Origin of the sequence: Vibrio sp. SS-MA-C1-2, from assembly GCF_021513135.1 — a bacterium.
Lineage (GTDB): Bacteria > Pseudomonadota > Gammaproteobacteria > Enterobacterales > Vibrionaceae.
Genome location: NZ_CP090980.1, coordinates 132,222 through 149,322 on the forward strand (window position 1 = coordinate 132,222; position 17,101 = coordinate 149,322).

Consider the following 17,101-nt stretch of genomic DNA (forward strand, 5'->3'; position numbering starts at 1 on the left):
TACCCCTTATTTTTTACGGAACATTTCAAGCATACGTTTAGTGACAGTAAAACCACCAAAAATATTAATACTTGCAATGAGAATAGCGATAAAAGCGAGAAATGATACGACACCACTTCCCTGTCCGATTTGTAACAGTGCACCAACAATGATAATGCCAGAGATCGCATTGGTTACCGACATTAAAGGCGTATGAAGTGCATGGGTAACATTCCAAACAACGTAATAGCCAACAATACAGGCGAGAATAAATACGGTTAAATGAGATAAGAACTCAGCGGGAGCCACTGAAGCTATCCAAGCAAAAGCACCCACAGCCACTATAGTTCCAATCACCTTCTTAATTGGTGATTTTGGCTCTTTAGGTTGTACTGGTTCTTTACCTAATTTAGGTTTTTGTTGCAAATTAGGTTGAGCGGAAACTTGAATAGGAGGCGGTGGCCAACTGATTTCACCCTCTTTAATAACGGTTACACCACGTTGTACAACATCATCAAAATCAATATTGATCACACCATCTTTTTCTTTAGTTAATAGTTTAAGTAAATTAACTAAATTAGTACTGTATAGCTGTGATGATTGTGCTGGAAGTCGTGCCACCATATCAGTATAACCAATAATTTTAACCCCATTATCGGTTGTAATCACTTTATCTGCGACGGTGTAAGCACAATTTCCGCCATTCGCTGCAGCTAAATCAACAATCACACTACCAGGCTTCATCGAATCAACCATTTCTTTGGTGATCAATTTAGGCGCTGGCCTACCTGGGATTAAAGCGGTGGTAATGATGATATCTACATCTTCAGCTTGCTCTGCATAAAGCTTCTCAGCTGCTTGATTAAACGCCTCAGACATCTCTTTTGCGTAGCCATCACCACTAGAAGTATCTTCATTAAAGTCAACTTCTAAAAATTCAGCTCCCATACTCTGTACTTGCTCTTTTACTTCAGGGCGGACATCAAAAGATCGAACGATTGCCCCTAAGCTTCCTGCTGCACCAATGGCTGCAAGTCCAGCAACACCAGCACCAGCAACTAATACTTTGGCTGGTGGTACTTTTCCCGCAGCGGTGATCTGTCCAGTGAAAAAACGACCAAACAGATTAGCCGCTTCAACGACAGCACGATAACCCGCAATATTAGCCATAGAGCTCAACGCATCTAGAGATTGAGCACGAGAAATCCTTGGTACAGAATCCATTGCCAATACATTAATTTTATTTTCACTAAGCTTATTTAATAATTCGGGGTTTTGTGCTGGCCAGATAAAACTAATAAGAGTTGAACCCTCTTTTAATAACGCTAACTCATTTCGTTCTTCTGTCTCTATTGGGGCGTTAACTTTTAAAATAATATCGGATTGCCAAACATCTTGGTAGGAGGCAATAGTTGCTCCACTTTGTTGATAACTATCATTATTAAAACTTGAGAGGATGCCAGCATTATCTTCTATGACAACATTAAACCCAAGTTTAATTAGCTGCTCCACTGTTTTGGGCGTGGCTGCAACTCTTGTTTCATCATTAAATATCTCTTTAGGTACACCAATCTGCATATATTTATCCCTGTACATTGGCATTAAAGAGTGATTTATTTCTCAACTTGCAAACTTAATCACTCTAACTTTGTAAAGTTACAGCGGATAAAATCAACATATGAAATTAAACACCTTTCATTCATTGAAAAAACCGCCAAGAGTATGCTTCATGTTTCAAGATAAAAAAATCAATTTAAATCAGTCAGTAAGAACGAAACACGAATCAAGCGTAACGTTTATATTACATAAACCCCGCGTAACAATGTTGAACATTTGTCACATTTTAATAAAATATTTGTTGATTTTTACGTCAGCTAATATTACAAAAATAGTTGATATTTTTAAGTTAGTAAATATTATTTAAAGATTTCACCATTGTTTTGATCGATAAACAATTTCGCTTTATTTAACATCAACTCATTGGCCATCTCTTTCGAAGATAAAAGATCAGAACGAATAAACTTATGGACTTTTAATTCTCCATCAACCTCTTTTGTAATTCGGCCTGCTATACGATATTGGCCAGAATCAGGCTGAGCTTCCTGATAAATTAGAAAATTGTTATATTCAATAGGCTCTATTTGAGATTTATTATTCTCTTTTTGTCCAAATAATTTGCGCCAAAAACTCATTTTTTCTCCTAAATTTAATGTACTTGATTGTCCTTATCATATTCGAATTATCTTTACAAAAACAATACCTTTTCATTAATTAGCTTTTATTTTGGTTTCTTAAGCATGATATTTAGAATCCAGTGCCTAATTTAATATATAACGCATTGTCGTCTTCACTGACAGCAAAATCTAACCCCAAATGTAGACCATAACGTCTAGCCATCAAGTATCGAAAACCAGTACCCGCTGCATAATGGTTATTCTTGGAGAATAGATCATCAAAATCTTGGGTTGCAGAACCTAACCCCCAAATACAGAAACGACCCAACGATTGGTTATTTTCCACATAACTTGTCCTTCAATTGATGATGTATTCTGGTTTTGATAATGGTTTTTTGGAATACCACGTAGATTAATATCAGGATAGGTCGGTGGTGGTAGCAGCTGATTAGCGTCGATGACTGACGCTAATTGACCTTTGATACCAAAGATCCAATTTTTATTTTCTAGAGGTGAAAAATAATTTATTGTGGTTAAGTTTAAGAGATCAAACGTATAATCACTACCAAAACCTGAACGATAAAATTTGTATTCAAGTGTATAGTCTGCTCCCGCTGTTGGGTATAAATAAGAATTTAACGTATCATACTCAATGAAAAGCCCGAGTGCCGATAAGTTGGGGGAGTAATTATCATAATTATACTGTAATGCTATCTCTTCCCAATAAGCGGCATTATCTTCAATAGTTAACTGTGAATGATAATACTCTTGAGAAAAACCAATAAATAGTGGGCTATCGAGTACTCTGAACTGCAATAACTGATTAACCTTCCACTCTTTATTTCCCAACTTCAATTTATCATTTGGTAAGGTATCACTGTTAATAAAGGGATAAAAGGACATGTGAGTATCGCCATATTTACCATTAACAGTGTAACGAATATGGTCGCGATGCCAAGTTCGACGATGACCAGCTTGTACCGCCCAAGTTCCATTATTTGTACCATAAGCACCAATTAAAGAAAGAGCTGGAGTTAGGAGGTGTGCTCCACCACCAAGTTTAGATTCCGCTAATTTTTGGCGTTTATTTTTTTGAGCATCTGACTCATGTAAAAATAACCCTAACATTCCCCCACCAAAGCCCGTTGCGGGTTCAGTTAAAATGATGGGGATCGGGAGAAATCCATATGCATTTTCAGCAAGGTACTCACCAATATCAAACTGCTTATCAATAGAATCTGTAAAAGAATTAGCAGAAGATAATATTGGGGTAAGCATCAAAATTGAAATAAGAATGGAATGCAACAGAGAGTGTTCGTGTCTATTTTGCATACATTGATACCTTACATTAATAAAAATTTTCATTGTTTTTATTAACTATACTCTATTTTTCAACAATATCTTGAGTTCAGGCTAGTGTGAGATACTTCAAGTAATCTTTAGATAAATATTCTTTCTCTTGGAATTGCTAGCTTGTAGACTTGGCTCGTTCACACCCATTATTTTAGGGATAAGTAGTCAGCAACTTAGCTTATTTTGATGTAAAATAGAGAGTAAATTCAATATATAGTGAAGAAAAAATGAACGCAGCACAAAAATCAACCTACCAAGAATTTTATCAACTTTGTAATGATATTATTAACGAACTCAAAGTTGAGGATTCTGAAACACTTGATGATCTGGAGATAGATCTCAATACAATATTGAATCAAATTGCTTTAAATAACAATTCTGATTTTTACACACAATTAATGCAAGATATTGATGATCAAGATGATGCAGATCTGATTACTCAGTTTTTATTTGACCAAGCACCGGTTACAACAGTTCCAACAACGGGAATTGATGCAACAACTCTTTATATCCCTATCCTATTAGCTGAACCCACTGCCCCCTTAAATCTTAGTCAGGGTGATTGTAATCAGTTAATTGAAATTTTTTCTCAACATGGATTGTCAGATCAACAAAGTCAATTTTCAATTAATCCACAATTATTAACATTGGCTCAAGTATCAACTAACCCGTTAGTCCATCGAATTAACGCGGTAAATCGTATTAATGCGGATGGTACAATTATTTTCAATACTGCCATTACCTCTGAAGAACTAACTGAGCTTTTCTTTTTAGAAATGGTGGTAACAAGCCCTAATTTCATTGACCTTGCCATGAGTTGGTTTGATGATAACTGGCAACTAAAAGATCATGCCGATGCAGCAATGAATGGACTAGGAGAGCGACTAACAGACGCTTTTCCTAGTATTCAGCTTGAGTATATTGGAGATCCTGAACCGATAATTGATGCTATTACTAATGCTTTGAAGCTTACCGCAGTTTCTGAAGTTGAATTATTCATTGCAAATAATCAAACTAATATCTCAGATTTATTAATTACTATTGAAAGCAACGAATATACCTCTGTGATACTTTCAACAAATATTAACACGAATAATTCTGATAAATTAATTATCAACATTCCGCTATTCTCTGCTAATTGTAATAATTTAGTGATAGAAGAGATACTGGCTTTTATCCAACATACTTCTTCCCAGTTAAATTTCTCTATTACTATAGAGTAATAAAAATTTAGTTATTACCTAAAAAGAGATGCTTTCAATAGTATATCTTTTTTTATTTATATATTTATTTAAATCACAAAAACCGCATATAGTTATAGTGCGCTATGATTTAAAAGATAGAGCAGCTAACAAGCTGCTCTATCTTAATCTAAACAACGGACTCTAATGCGATAACATCTTGTTCCAATGATAGAAAAGCAAATTGTACCGCTTGTTCAAATTGGATGGATTGACCAAAAACCTCAAAATACTCTGCATTAACTTCAGTGTTAATTTTAATTTCATAAACATTTGTCGTACGATGTAACTTTACCGTAACAATAAAACCATCTGTTAACTGTAATTCCTTATTGACTAGTTCATCATAGTATTTATAAATAACTCTTTCAGCTGAAGGGCTAAGCTCAACGTTATTTGTATTTATTTTAATCATTATAAAATCTCCTAATTAAGTATGTAAATTACGCCTTAATTTTTAATAAAGCTACTTTTTTTATTATTGAAAATTGAAATTTAACATCTACAAATATGGAGGTATCTAATAATGAAATTTCATATTTAATTTATAAACAAACACTGGAGCATAAATAATATTTATATTAACTAGTTATCAAACCTAAGTTATGAAAGTAGACACAATTTGTCATTAATATGATAATATATTTCATCCATATAATGCATAGGGTTTAAAGTGGCTAATAAGTATTTATCAAAACAAGCAATTCGTTATTACTTTTTATTACTAATAATGGTGATAGTGACAGGTATTTCAATCAATTATAGTTCTAAACACTTTAAGATAGACGCGGATTTAAATCACTTAGTTAAACAGGATGCTCCTTGGCGAAGTAATCTAGACCACATTAGTGATACATTCAGTAAAACAAATAATAGTTTGATCGTTGTTGTAAATGGTGACAACTTAAAAGATGTTGAGACTAACGTTAAAGCTTTAACCGATAAATTTAATCAAGACCCACTTTTTTCAAACATTTATGTACCGACACAACTCGCTTGGTTTAAACAGAATGGTTTATGGTTTCTGCCTCAAGATAGATTCAACCAGTTTTCGTCAAACTTATCACAACAATTGCCGTCTTTATTGCCTTTAGTCAATGCCCCTGAGCAAGCGCAACAACCCCTTTATTATGGTACTTTAATATCCGCTTTACAAAGTCAAGACCAGCAGCACCTTACAAACGCATTAACGCCACTGCATACTATACTGACAAACAATCAAACATATCCTTGGTTACAATCTTTAATCCCATCACCAAAAGGGCCTTTTTATCAAACTATAGGGCTATCCGCGCATCCACAATTGGATCAAAAACAGCCAAACAAAGTGATTATGGAGAGAGTCAAGTCAATCATCAACCAAGTCAGTAATGATAACGTCACTGTCAAAGTCACAGGACAAACCGCATTAGATTACGATGAAATCCATGCCGCAAATCAGAGTGTTACTCTAGCTGGAACCGTCTCATTAATTGGTCTAATTCTCGTATTAGGTTTTGGTATCCGCTCATTACGAATTATTCTCGCCAGTTATGCCGCTGTTTTATTTGGTCTATCTTGGACAATTGCCGCGGGTTTACTGCTAGTTGGCTCTTATAATACGATCTCTATCGTCTTCTTGGTGATGTTTATCGGTTTAAGTGTCGATTTTGCCATTCATTTCTGTTTACGCATAAAAGAAGAGCGCGAAAAAAGCGAGGATAGCAAACTTTGCTTAACCAAAGCGATTAAAGGTTCTTTCACGCCACTATCTCTCTGCGCCCTGACTTCTGCAATCGGATTTTTAGGCTTTTATCCAACCGATTACACCGGTTTAGCTGAATTAGGTATCATCTCTGCAGCCGGGATGTTAATGGGATTAATCGCCACCTTTGTCGTGATACCTACTTTTTTCTTCTTTTTTGGCTACCCTCGAAGAAAAACAGTTAAAGTTGATCATCATTTTGATGATTTAAATTTTTGGTTGCCAAATCACTATAAAACAGTCATTGCATTGACAGTAATCGTTGGAATTGTGATGGGATTTGGCGCATCTCATTTACGCTTTGATTTCTCGACGTTAGTGCTTAAATCAAAGACATCTGAATCAGTACAAACACTAGAAGAGTTACAACAACAGGGATTAGGATCAAGTTATCAAATGATGATGCTTGCCAATTCTGATCAACAAGCAGAAAAATGGAAGATTGAGCTACAATCAAAGCCAGAGGTGAGTAAAGTTCTTGCTATTGATTCATTTATTCCAAAAAATATGGAACCGCGAAAGCAACAGTTATTATCGACCTTAAGCAACGCCCAACCAAATATCGCAAACCCAAGCACCGTACAACAATTTGAGGTCGCACTAAATACCTATCTTTCAACGTCTGTAAGTACAGCTGAAAATAAGAAAATGGCAGAAGAGATACTACATTGGTTGCACCAAACACCTCAAGAACAAATCAATGAGAAAATAAACCACCAACTATTATTGCCGTTGTCGAATTTGCAACAATCCTTACAAGGGATCAGTCACGTTAAAGCATTAACTAAAACCGATCTCCCTAATGCAATATCAAGTCGTTATTTAAGTGGTGATAATCAACTGTTAATTGCCTACCCGGCTGGTGATATGCACGATGTCAATCAACTCGACCAATTTATCACCGCAGTACAAAGTGTTGCCCCAAATGCAACCGGACGTGCAGTAGCAGAACAAGAAGTTGGGAAAATTGTCATTTCAGCATTTTACCAAGCCACAACTTATTCATTAAGTTTAATCTTTCTTATTTTGCTTTTCGCCCTGCCTTATAAACGGGATGCATTTTTAGCTTTTATTCCACTAACATTAACCGTTATTTCAACGATGGCTATCGCTTATTGGACAGGTCAATCTTTAAATATGGCGAATATCATTGTCATTCCACTGATCTTTGGTTTAGGGGTGGATAATGGAATTCATATTGTAGAACGATTTAGAGCAGAAGGAAGCGCGAGGGCTTTTTATCGTTCATCAACACCGAGAGCGGCAATCTTAAGTTCGTTGACGACAATGGCAACCTTTGGTGCATTGATGTTAGCAGATCACCAAGGAATGTACTCAATTGGCTTCTTATTAACCATTGCTATTACTTTATTGCTGTTTTATAGCTTAACGGTTCTCCCTGCTTTACTATTTAGTGCGAAAAAATATTCGTCCAAATAAGATTTCCGCTATTAAATACAGGAAAATAAAAAGCCAGTGATTAACTTTACTACCCAAGTAGAGCAGTAGCAAAGTCAATCACTGGCTTAATATTTTTTATTCGATTTTAAATTAACCTTCAAAGCCTTCTTTATCTTCAGGGCGTAATTGACGTTGAACACCCGATAAAAAGTTACGTAGGATCTGGTCTTTACACTCTCTGAAATGCTTATTGTCTGGCTTGCGGAAAAAAGCACTCAGCTCATGTTTACCAAAGCGGAAGTCTACACCTTCTAAAACTTCAATAATATCATCTGCCTTCATGTTTAATGCAATACGTAATTTCATGAAAATCATATTGTTGGTTAAACGTTTCTCAGGCTCAGGTTGCTCACCTTCACGTTTACCACGTTTTGTATTAATAAGACCATTTAGAAATATTGCCAGATCAACATCTCTCATTTTGCAAAAATCTGGATCATCATCTCTTTTAAGCCAATTAATCACCTGTTCGCGAGTCACTTCAACATCTGCCGCAGCAAAGATTTCAACCATAGTTGCATCTCTAAAATCAAAGGTATAGCGAATTCGGCGTAAAATATCATTATTAGTCAAAATAGAAGTCCTAAAAGTTAAGGGGGATGAAACATTAAATACAAAAATTTTAAGGCAAGACTGTAACACAGCTGATACTCCTTACCTATTTTTTTAATGATCTAGAAGTTAATTACATAACAATAATACAAATGATAGTAATTATCATTTGTATTTGATAGTATTTAGTTGAATTAATTAATAGGGATTATTAAGGTAAAAATTATGCTTTTTCAACAAACATTTAAAAAAACACTTTTAACCACATCAATACTTCTCACACTTCCAGCATTTGCCAACACTAACTCAGGTATCTCCTACTTTGATGAAGTTGTCGTATCCGCAACAAAAACGGAGCAAAGTAAAAAAGATGTTTCAAGCAGCATTGAAACTATCTCTGCCAGTGATCTTGATGAAACAATGTCCAGCGATCTTAAAGAAGCTTTAAAATATACTCCCGGAGTCGATGCTGAGGGAACAGGAAGATTTGGTATTTCAGGCTTTAACATACGAGGTATGGACGCTGATCAAGTCAAAATGATGATCGACGGAGTACAGCAACCAACACCTTACAACCCAGGCTCCAATGAACAGCGTCAATATCCTAATGCCATTGAAATCGATACATTGCAAGCCATAGAGATCAATAAAGGTCCCTCCTCCACACTATATGGCTCTGACGCAATGGCGGGGGCAGTTGTTTTAAGAACTAAAAATCCAAGTGACTTGTTAAAAACAGACGGCGATGAACAACGCTTTGGGTTTAAGTCAGGTTATACCTCTGCGGATGAAACCTTTAAAACCACACTCCACTGGGCTGCACGAAAAGATAAAGTCGAAACACTTTTAATGGCAACCTATGCAGAAGGAGGTGAAACCAAAACTTACGACTCTGAATCTAGGGTTGAAGGTTCTGAACGCGGTGCTGCTAACCCTGCAGATAAGAAATTAGGCAATTTATTAGGTAAAACTATTTACCATATCAATGATCAACAAAATGTCGGTCTAACCGTTGAGTACTATGATTCTAAATATAATGAAGAGGAGCTCAATTACAACGGTTATGAAATCATGCCTGGGTTTGTCTATACCGATAATTACAATAAAGATCATACTCAACGTTTACGAGTCGGTGTCGAACACGAAATTAATACCGACATGGTAATCGCAGATACCTTAGATTGGTCTTTGAACTACCAAGAGAACAAAGTCACTAATAAAAATTACGACACCACTGATTTCAACGGTAGACGTCTTCGTGAACGTAAAGCCAATGATACAGCGATCCAATTTGATGGTCAGCTAACAAAAATTATCGATGCAGATAATAGTTCACATGAAATTACTTATGGCGTGAATTATTCGCACAATGATTTTGATCTCTCTAATACTGATTACAAATTTGATTTAGGTACGGTGACGCCAGGAAGTACAGGCATGCCCGATGCCACGATGCAGCAATGGGGGATATTTGTTCAAGACCAAGCATTTTTATTGGAAGAACGATTGGTGGTTACCACAGGACTTCGCTATGATTATTTTGTCGCCGACCCATCAACAGATGAAGGATACACTCGCTCTTTTGACAAGAACCAAGATGATTCATTTACAGGTAGATTAGGTACAGTTTATCACTTCAATGATAACCTATCTCTTTATGGTCAAATTAGCCAAGGTTTTAAAGCACCGACCGTTTATGACCTCTATTACTACTATGATCAAGGCGCGATTATTGAAGCTAATCCAGATTTAAAAGCGGAACGAAGCATCTCTTATGAAACAGGCCTTAGAGGTGGTTTTGAAGCGATTAATTTTGAACTTTCTGCATACTACAATCATTATAAAGATTTTATTAATGATCGAGCAACAGGTGAAAATGTGGATGGTAAAGATGTTTACGAACGAGTTAATCTAGATAATGTCGAAATATACGGTGCTGAATTCAGTTCAACTCTCTACTTAGATACTGCATTTAATGCACCGGAAGGTATGTACTCACGGTTCACAATCGCCTATACCGATGGAGAAGATAAAAAAACCGGTGATACTTTAGATTCCATTGCTCCATTAACCAGTGTCTTAGGCTTGGGTATTGATCGTGATAATTACGGCGCAATGACCAACATTAAAATGGTTGATGCAAAAACCGATTGGCAAGAAGCAGATAACTGGAATACCGCTGGATATACGGTAGTCGACCTTACGGCTTATTATATCCCAGCTGAAGATTTAATCCTTAGAGCTGGCATATTTAATCTATTTGACAGAGAGTATTCGCTCTACAGTGATATTTCAGGAAAAACCTCTTCAACGAGAAATAATCCGCAGTTTTACAGCCAGCCAGGACGTAATTGGAGTGTCAATATTGAGTATTCATTCTAAATATTCTCATCATTAAATTTTGATTGAACGTAAGCCTTATCTCACTTATTTGTTAAGTAGATAAGGTTTTTTTTGTATCGAGAAATATATAAAAGCTGTGAACTAGCCCCATTTTATTCGATGAGAAATTTAAGATAGTTATAGTATGATGAATAAGAAATGTAAGAAAAGGAATGTCTACATGAATGAATTTATCGTTTTGAATATCCTTTATCACTCGGAATCAGGAATGCAATACCTTGATGATATTGTTGATGAAACAAGGCTAGTTTTAAATAAAAATGAAATAAAACAAGCAATAAGACAATTAAAAAGAAAAAAATGTGTCTCTTATCAACAAAAGATTGTTAAATTAACAGAGATTGGTCTTGAACAATGCGAACTTAATATACAAAATAATATACAAGCTAGAGACGAGTTAATAAAAATTTAATCCTTACCATTTAAAGTTGCTGATATACTCGCCATACCATTAACAACGAATATTCTCAGCAACTTTATCTTTCATTTCTCTCAATAAAGCCAAAAAGTTAATAAACTAAAGTGGGATCAACACATTGATAAATTTGCCCTATTGTTTGGTAATTCTTGAGTAGCTGTTCAGTTAAACGAGCGACTTCATTACGATGAATCACGCCATGAACCTCTTTATGTTGGGATATTACTCCGGTTAAAGTTGCTTCTCCATCTTTTAAACCTCCAGGACGTAAAATCGTATAATCTAGGCGACTACTTTGCAGCCACGCTTCCGCCAAAGATTTTTCTCTTACTGCGGATCCAAAACCTAATTTTGAACGCTCAGAAAGGTATCGCCACGAATCGCCACACCCCAAAGAGGTGATTAATAGAAAACGGACAATGTCTCGTTTTTCTAACTCATCAATTAGATAACGATGACCAAGATAATCAACCGGTATATCAGCACCAAAACTCCCCATGGTCGAAATTACCCAACAGTTTTCAGGCAGTGTTTTAACCGCATCATTGACCTGTTGAGGATCTGTGGCATCACAAACGATAGACTCAATCTGATATTCATTAATAAATGGATTATTAATAAATAAATTGTTATTAGGCGTTCTAGTTACAGCAATGACACGATAACCTTGATTAAAAAAGTGCTCAACCATTGCGGCGCCTAAGCCACTTCCCGCACCAAAAATAGCGATATTATTCATATTAATCTCTTTTTAATTTATTTCAGATAACTAATGGTAATAATTAAAGTCCATAACTAAAGACGACAATTGAAGTCGACCATTAAAGTCCATAACTTCAAATAACAAACACCTTAAACCACTAATGGTACACCTAACTCAGGATGAGGTATCACCATGGTTTTATGATTGTAAACCTGCCAAATATTTTCCTCAGTGAGCACTTGCCAAGGTGTTCCATCGGCAGCCACTTTCCCTCGGTTTAACATCACAATACGGTCAGCATATTGTGATGCTAAGTTGAGATCATGAATGACGATCACCACACTGACGCCATTTTTGGCCAATGATTTAGCAAGTTTTAAGGTCTTGTGTTGATACTCAATGTCTAACGCTGAAGTGGGTTCATCGAGCAAAATAATTTTATCATCGCCACTTTGAGAAAGTTGAGTTAATACACGAGCCAAATGAACACGCTGTTTCTCTCCTCCCGACAGATTGGGATAGTTGTGTTGTGCTAATTGCTCTACTCCTGTTTCTATCATCATCTTTTTAGCGACTTCTTCCGTCTCTTTTTTCGATAAAGAGAGAGGAATCGCCCCCAACTCAACCACTTCTTGCACGGTAAAATTAAACGTTAAACTACTCGATTGAGGTAATACCCCTAAATGTCTCGCTAGACTCTCTGTCTGCCAATCATTAACGGGTTTATCAAATACTGAAAGTGAAAACGTCTTTGGATTATGGCTGGCTAACTCTCTGGTCATCACTTTTAAAAGGGTACTCTTCCCTGTTCCATTCGGGCCCAATAATGCAGTCAACTCACCTTTATGGAAGTCGATGGAGATATCATCCAGCACCACTTTATTGCCAAACTTTAGCGAAGCATGATTAATCTCAATCGCTTTCTTTTTTGTCGTTAGATTTATCATGACAGACGCCCTTTTTGCTTAATCAGTAGATAAATAAAGAAAGGGGCGCCAATTAAAGCCGTTATAATACCTACTGGCATATCAAGCGGTGCGACGAGAGTTCTTGCCAACATATCCGAAATTAACAACAATAACGCACCAATGATCATCGAGATTGGTAATAAGGTTTTGTGGCTTGGGCCAATCAACATTCGTCCTAAATGAGGGACAACCAAACCAATAAATCCAATCATCCCAGCAAGTGACACTGTCACGCCAACCCCGACAGCTGTCAATATAATCAACTTCTTTTTTAATCGTTGAACTTTTATTCCTAGATGTTTCGCTTCTGATTCACCCAATAAAAGGGCATTTAATTTATCAGCATCACGGAAGAAGATAAGAAATAGAATAATAAGCGTCGTAAATGAAAGTAAAATCCCTCCCCAATTCGCGCCTGCTAACGATCCCATCGTCCAGAGCGAAAGATCTCTTAACGCTTGATCATCGGCATAGTAGTTCATTAACCCTAAACCAGCACCGGACAAAGCACTAATTGCCACACCAGCCAATAACATCATCGTCACAGAAGTTCCATTAGCGCCAGTGCCTAACTGATAAACTAAGATTGTGGTTAATGCACCGCCCATAAATGAGAAAAAAGGGACGGCACCAAAAACCAATAATGACGGGTAAGATTCAGCTATCGAGCCAAAAAGTACAATCGCAATCGCCGCCCCTAATGATGCTCCTGAAGAGACACCAATAATCCCAGGATCTGCCAATGGGTTACGAAATAATCCCTGCATCACAACACCACAAATTGCTAAAATTGCTCCTACGCTAATCGCCAATAACGTTCGTGGTAACCTTATTTGTTGAATCACTAACTCTATATGGCTGGGTAATTGCACTGAATAATCAAAAAAAGGAAACAGTGCTTTCATACTTTGGTTAAAATTAATATCCATCGGGCCAAGTGTAATCGAAGCAATCGAGGCAAAATAGAGTAAAACAAAGCCGGTAACCGTGAAAAGTTTAATTCGATTATTCATTAATGAACGAAACATCTGACTCATTATTGACTCTCTTGATCATTCTCAATAGCAACTTTATCACCGAGATAACGTTGCTGAAGAGATTGCGCTAACTTGATGCTTTCAAGTCCAAATCCACCAATAATCGCACGACTTGGAATCGGAATAATTTGACCGTTATTGCCTGCTGGCGTCGCCTTGAGCAGAGGGAAATCGGTAAGTAACTGCTGACTGTTTTCATACTGCTGCCATACTCGTTCACTAATCAATATATAGTCAGGCTGGAGATTAATGATTGCCTCATAAGAGAGAGGCTTATAAGCGTGTATTGTCTCATTGGCACTGTTTCTACCACCCGACAGTTCAATAATACGATCAATCGGTGTGTCTGTTCCTGCGGCTGTCGCTGGACGATCTTTATTAATCATCAAAAAAATAGTATTGGGTTGCTGTTCAAACTGCGCTGATTTCCGCTCTAACTCTGCAATATCTTGTTCAGCTTGATGCTTGATAATGTTTGCTTTTGTTTCTGTCTCGGTTAACTCAGCAATAAGATCGATTCGCTGTTCAAAAGCTTCAATTGAACTACCATCCGACACGATCATCACATCAACATCACTGGCTTTTAATAACGATAAGGTTGTTTCAGGCCCCATTTCTTTAGAACCAATCAGATGAGAAGGATTCAATGCCATCATTCCTTCCGCTGAGAGCTGACGATGATAACCTAACTGCGCGATCTCTGTTGTTTTTGATGCTGGATCTGGCTCCTGAGTAGGCTCAATAAAGTGACGACTCGTCACATCAACAGCCACCAGCTTATCTTGAGCATCTAACGCATAGATAAGTTCAGTCACATTCGATCCTGCACTGATAATTCTTAACGGTTGTTCGGCAACACTCGCCGCGGATAACATCACACTGCTCATAATTAACGTCATTAAGGCTTTTGTATAACCAAATTCTTTATTAAGTTTATATTTCATCGTCCACTCCTTTACTCTTCATCCATCGTGACACTGGTTGTTTTAATTTTATTCTGTTGTAAAAAAGCCAATAACTTCATCATTTTATCTATCGGCGCTTTTTTATCTGCACTAATGACAAGTTCTTTATTTGGAGATAATTGATGCTGTTCTAAAAGGGCTTTTTTTACGCCTTGCCAATCTTTAATTTTTTCACCTTCCACAGCCCAACCTTGTTTAGCCAAAATATTAATGACGATAACTTCAGACTCAATGTCTTGTAGTACCGCACTCTCCTCCGTCTCCGGGACATCAACTTTTAAGGTATTAATGGCGATATTTGACGTCAGTAGAAGAAAGACCATCACAATAAAGATAATATCCAGTAATGGCGTTAAGTCAGGCTTAAAATCATCGAGCTCTTGATTTGAATAGCTATAAATCATGCCAACTTTCCTTCTGGAACGAGTTCAGAAGCGTCAGGTTTATTGTTTGCACTTTTATATGAAGAGCTTTTACTTCGATAAGCACAATGAATTTTCTGTTCTATCTTAGACTCTTCAACACAGACACCTTCTAGAAATAAGTTGCAATGATTTAAACCATGTTCAACTTTGGCCAAGGTATAATTAGCCCAAAGTGTAAAGAGTTGTGCAAAGGTGATCGCTGGTAGAGCAATAATTAACCCCGCCGCCGTTGTTGCCATCGCTAAACCCAATCCATCGGCAAGATCTGCAGGTTGAATTCCTCCAGTGGTATCAGAGAGGCTAGAAAACATGGTAATTAATCCTAATACCGTTCCTAAAAGACCAATTAGTGGACTGATCACACCGATAATGGATAGAATTTTCACCCCTGATGTATATTTAAGTCGTTTTTTTTGTAGCCAGAGTGAAACGGTCTCTTCTCTTAAATGTTTAGAGAATTCATGATGACTCAAGAGCATGCCAGCGCCTTGTTCAAAGGTGTCTCGACTTTTTAACAATCGTTGCGACGTCTCCTTTAAATAATCAACCGTTACCTCTTTACGGTCATAAAGTTCATCCGTCAGCTGGGTTCCTTTATTGCGAGAGTTCATCAAAATAAATAACGAGCGTTCAAGAATGATCACTAATCCTAACGTCGACATCGCAATAAGCGGCCATGTCATCATGCCTAATTGAACGGTAATATGGGTAAAGTATTCCATTTTTTAATCCAGTTTAAATCTAATTGGGATATGCACACGATGTGCGATGGTTTTGCCAGAATCGACTTGTTCACCAAACTTCCATTTGGCAACGGTTTTGAGTGCGGCTTTATCTAATATTTGATGCCCTGTTGAAGTAAGCAGAACTTGCTTGATCTGATTCCCCTCTTTATCTAACCAAACTTCAATTATCGCTTCACCTTGTAGGTTTCTTTTCTTCGCTAAACGAGGGTATTTAATCGGAGTTGGTTTAACTTTAAATGTTGGTTTAACCAGTTTAGGCGCTGTATTTTGAGAGGCAGAAGTTAATTGTTCTAGTTGTTCAACTACTTTTTCTTGTTGGGGGTTATCTTGTTTGGCAACCTCCTCTGCGATTTTAGGCGCTGGCTGTTCAATCGGTTTTTGCTTACTTTGCGACACCTCTTTATTAGGCTCTTTTTTTACTTCTTTCTTAAGTTCTTTATCAAGTTCTGGCTTCACAACGTCTTTTTGTTTAATTTCTGATTTCTTCACATTTGGCTTGTTAGCTTTTGGCTTGGTAACTGGGGTTGATGCTTTTACAGGTTTTTCTTTTGACTTTGATTGTTTAGTCGCTTTTTTTGACTCAACTTGTTTTGGAGTCTCCTTTTTTACCTTCTCTTTCTTTGGCTTAATCGGGGCAGCGTGAGAGATAAACTGAACACTCACAGAATCCTGTTGAGGCAGGGCAGATAATGCAATTTGAATTGTTTTGTCATCATCCTTTTTATTGATAGCTGAAAAAGCGATACCATGGAGCAATAAACTCAAACCTGTAAATACTAGATACTTTAAGGCCCCATACCTTGAAAGATTTAGCCTTGAACGATTCGCCTTTGAAGCATGCACCTTTGAAATATTCATCCTTAATCCAACTTATCCTAAAATCAAAACTCAAACCGATAACAAAAGTCTTAACAATCAACTTCATTGACAGA

General features: G+C 36.8%; 17 protein-coding genes. 4 read left to right on the forward strand and 13 right to left on the reverse strand.

Features of this window, described 5'->3' with window-relative positions; all coding sequences use genetic code 11:
- Window positions 1-6: 6 nt before the first annotated feature.
- From L0B53_RS00650 to L0B53_RS00665, 4 genes are all read right to left on the reverse strand, one after another.
- A complete protein-coding gene (locus L0B53_RS00650; protein ID WP_235059392.1) occupies window positions 7-1,557 on the reverse strand; it encodes a Re/Si-specific NAD(P)(+) transhydrogenase subunit alpha in 1,551 nt (516 codons plus the stop codon).
- 338 nt (window positions 1,558-1,895) lie between these two features.
- Window positions 1,896-2,171: an HlyU family transcriptional regulator gene (locus tag L0B53_RS00655; RefSeq protein WP_235059393.1), complete on the reverse strand. Its 276-nt coding sequence runs from the start codon at window positions 2,169-2,171 to the stop codon at window positions 1,896-1,898.
- A gap of 112 nt (window positions 2,172-2,283) precedes the next feature.
- Complete coding sequence (locus L0B53_RS00660) at window positions 2,284-2,499, reverse strand: hypothetical protein (protein ID WP_235059394.1); 216 nt, start codon at window positions 2,497-2,499, stop codon at window positions 2,284-2,286.
- Entirely contained in the window at window positions 2,454-3,485 is a 1,032-nt protein-coding gene (locus L0B53_RS00665; protein WP_235059395.1) for a glyceraldehyde-3-phosphate dehydrogenase, read from the reverse strand. The genes L0B53_RS00660 and L0B53_RS00665 overlap by 46 nt, the downstream gene beginning before the upstream one ends.
- Before the next feature lie 248 nt (window positions 3,486-3,733).
- Between L0B53_RS00665 and L0B53_RS00670 the strand changes: the two genes are divergently transcribed.
- Complete coding sequence (locus L0B53_RS00670; protein WP_235059396.1) at window positions 3,734-4,729, forward strand: hypothetical protein; 996 nt, start codon at window positions 3,734-3,736, stop codon at window positions 4,727-4,729.
- Window positions 4,730-4,877: 148 nt separating this feature from the next.
- Here L0B53_RS00670 and L0B53_RS00675 read toward each other — a convergent pair whose 3' ends face one another.
- The gene (locus L0B53_RS00675; protein ID WP_235059397.1) at window positions 4,878-5,162 is read right to left on the reverse strand and encodes a hypothetical protein; all 285 of its coding nucleotides are present in this window, start codon (window positions 5,160-5,162) and stop codon (window positions 4,878-4,880) included.
- 258 nt (window positions 5,163-5,420) lie between these two features.
- On the opposite strand from L0B53_RS00675, the gene L0B53_RS00680 reads away from it, so the two are divergent.
- Entirely contained in the window at window positions 5,421-7,931 is a 2,511-nt protein-coding gene (locus L0B53_RS00680; RefSeq protein WP_235059398.1) for an MMPL family transporter, read from the forward strand.
- 111 nt (window positions 7,932-8,042) lie between these two features.
- Here the strand turns inward: L0B53_RS00680 and L0B53_RS00685 are convergent, their stop codons facing one another.
- The gene (locus tag L0B53_RS00685; protein ID WP_235059399.1) at window positions 8,043-8,525 is read right to left on the reverse strand and encodes a DUF1456 family protein; all 483 of its coding nucleotides are present in this window, start codon (window positions 8,523-8,525) and stop codon (window positions 8,043-8,045) included.
- 204 nt (window positions 8,526-8,729) lie between these two features.
- Between L0B53_RS00685 and L0B53_RS00690 the strand changes: the two genes are divergently transcribed.
- Together L0B53_RS00690 and L0B53_RS00695 are read left to right on the forward strand one after the other, a co-directional pair.
- On the forward strand, window positions 8,730-10,886 hold the full coding sequence (locus L0B53_RS00690; RefSeq protein ID WP_235059400.1) for a TonB-dependent hemoglobin/transferrin/lactoferrin family receptor: 2,157 nt from the start codon (window positions 8,730-8,732) through the stop codon (window positions 10,884-10,886).
- 181 nt (window positions 10,887-11,067) lie between these two features.
- Window positions 11,068-11,319: a hypothetical protein gene (locus tag L0B53_RS00695; RefSeq protein WP_235059401.1), complete on the forward strand. Its 252-nt coding sequence runs from the start codon at window positions 11,068-11,070 to the stop codon at window positions 11,317-11,319.
- Between the two features lie 97 nt (window positions 11,320-11,416).
- Here the strand turns inward: L0B53_RS00695 and L0B53_RS00700 are convergent, their stop codons facing one another.
- The 7 genes from L0B53_RS00700 to L0B53_RS00730 all read right to left on the reverse strand — a co-directional run bounded on the left by L0B53_RS00700 (window position 11,417) and on the right by L0B53_RS00730 (window position 17,027).
- A complete protein-coding gene (locus tag L0B53_RS00700) occupies window positions 11,417-12,064 on the reverse strand; it encodes an SDR family NAD(P)-dependent oxidoreductase (RefSeq protein ID WP_235059402.1) in 648 nt (215 codons plus the stop codon).
- 113 nt (window positions 12,065-12,177) lie between these two features.
- Window positions 12,178-12,975 carry a heme ABC transporter ATP-binding protein gene (locus tag L0B53_RS00705; RefSeq protein WP_235059403.1) on the reverse strand — a complete coding sequence of 266 codons (798 nt, stop codon included), beginning with the start codon at window positions 12,973-12,975 and terminating at the stop codon, window positions 12,178-12,180.
- Window positions 12,972-14,024 (reverse strand): FecCD family ABC transporter permease, encoded by a 1,053-nt coding sequence (locus L0B53_RS00710; protein WP_409202801.1) that lies wholly within the window; start codon window positions 14,022-14,024, stop codon window positions 12,972-12,974. The genes L0B53_RS00705 and L0B53_RS00710 overlap by 4 nt, the downstream gene beginning before the upstream one ends.
- Window positions 14,025-14,032: 8 nt before the next feature.
- Entirely contained in the window at window positions 14,033-14,977 is a 945-nt protein-coding gene (locus tag L0B53_RS00715; RefSeq protein WP_235059404.1) for a hemin ABC transporter substrate-binding protein, read from the reverse strand.
- Window positions 14,978-14,988: 11 nt separating this feature from the next.
- Entirely contained in the window at window positions 14,989-15,402 is a 414-nt protein-coding gene (locus L0B53_RS00720) for a biopolymer transporter ExbD (RefSeq protein ID WP_235059405.1), read from the reverse strand.
- On the reverse strand, window positions 15,399-16,145 hold the full coding sequence (locus L0B53_RS00725; protein ID WP_235059406.1) for a MotA/TolQ/ExbB proton channel family protein: 747 nt from the start codon (window positions 16,143-16,145) through the stop codon (window positions 15,399-15,401). Before L0B53_RS00725 ends, L0B53_RS00720 begins: the two co-directional genes overlap by 4 nt.
- Window positions 16,146-16,148: 3 nt before the next feature.
- Window positions 16,149-17,027 (reverse strand): energy transducer TonB, encoded by an 879-nt coding sequence (locus L0B53_RS00730; protein WP_235059407.1) that lies wholly within the window; start codon window positions 17,025-17,027, stop codon window positions 16,149-16,151.
- Window positions 17,028-17,101 lie beyond the last annotated feature (74 nt).

Excerpts from the sequence above, each read along its gene's own strand:
- L0B53_RS00700 (WP_235059402.1), bottom strand. The coding sequence starts at position 12,064 with ATGAATAATATCGCTATTTTTGGTGCGGGAAGTGGCTTAGGCGCCGCA.
- L0B53_RS00730 (WP_235059407.1), bottom strand. The coding sequence starts at position 17,027 with ATGAATATTTCAAAGGTGCATGCTTCAAAGGCGAATCGTTCAAGGCTA.
- L0B53_RS00650 (WP_235059392.1), bottom strand. The coding sequence starts at position 1,557 with ATGCAGATTGGTGTACCTAAAGAGATATTTAATGATGAAACAAGAGTT.
- L0B53_RS00690 (WP_235059400.1), top strand. The coding sequence starts at position 8,730 with ATGCTTTTTCAACAAACATTTAAAAAAACACTTTTAACCACATCAATA.
- L0B53_RS00655 (WP_235059393.1), bottom strand. The coding sequence starts at position 2,171 with ATGAGTTTTTGGCGCAAATTATTTGGACAAAAAGAGAATAATAAATCT.
- L0B53_RS00720 (WP_235059405.1), bottom strand. The coding sequence starts at position 15,402 with ATGATTTATAGCTATTCAAATCAAGAGCTCGATGATTTTAAGCCTGAC.
- L0B53_RS00675 (WP_235059397.1), bottom strand. The coding sequence starts at position 5,162 with ATGATTAAAATAAATACAAATAACGTTGAGCTTAGCCCTTCAGCTGAA.
- L0B53_RS00665 (WP_235059395.1), bottom strand. The coding sequence starts at position 3,485 with ATGCAAAATAGACACGAACACTCTCTGTTGCATTCCATTCTTATTTCA.
- L0B53_RS00670 (WP_235059396.1), top strand. The coding sequence starts at position 3,734 with ATGAACGCAGCACAAAAATCAACCTACCAAGAATTTTATCAACTTTGT.
- L0B53_RS00710 (WP_409202801.1), bottom strand. The coding sequence starts at position 14,024 with ATGTTTCGTTCATTAATGAATAATCGAATTAAACTTTTCACGGTTACC.
- L0B53_RS00715 (WP_235059404.1), bottom strand. The coding sequence starts at position 14,977 with ATGAAATATAAACTTAATAAAGAATTTGGTTATACAAAAGCCTTAATG.
- L0B53_RS00695 (WP_235059401.1), top strand. The coding sequence starts at position 11,068 with ATGAATGAATTTATCGTTTTGAATATCCTTTATCACTCGGAATCAGGA.
- L0B53_RS00725 (WP_235059406.1), bottom strand. The coding sequence starts at position 16,145 with ATGGAATACTTTACCCATATTACCGTTCAATTAGGCATGATGACATGG.
- L0B53_RS00705 (WP_235059403.1), bottom strand. The coding sequence starts at position 12,975 with ATGATAAATCTAACGACAAAAAAGAAAGCGATTGAGATTAATCATGCT.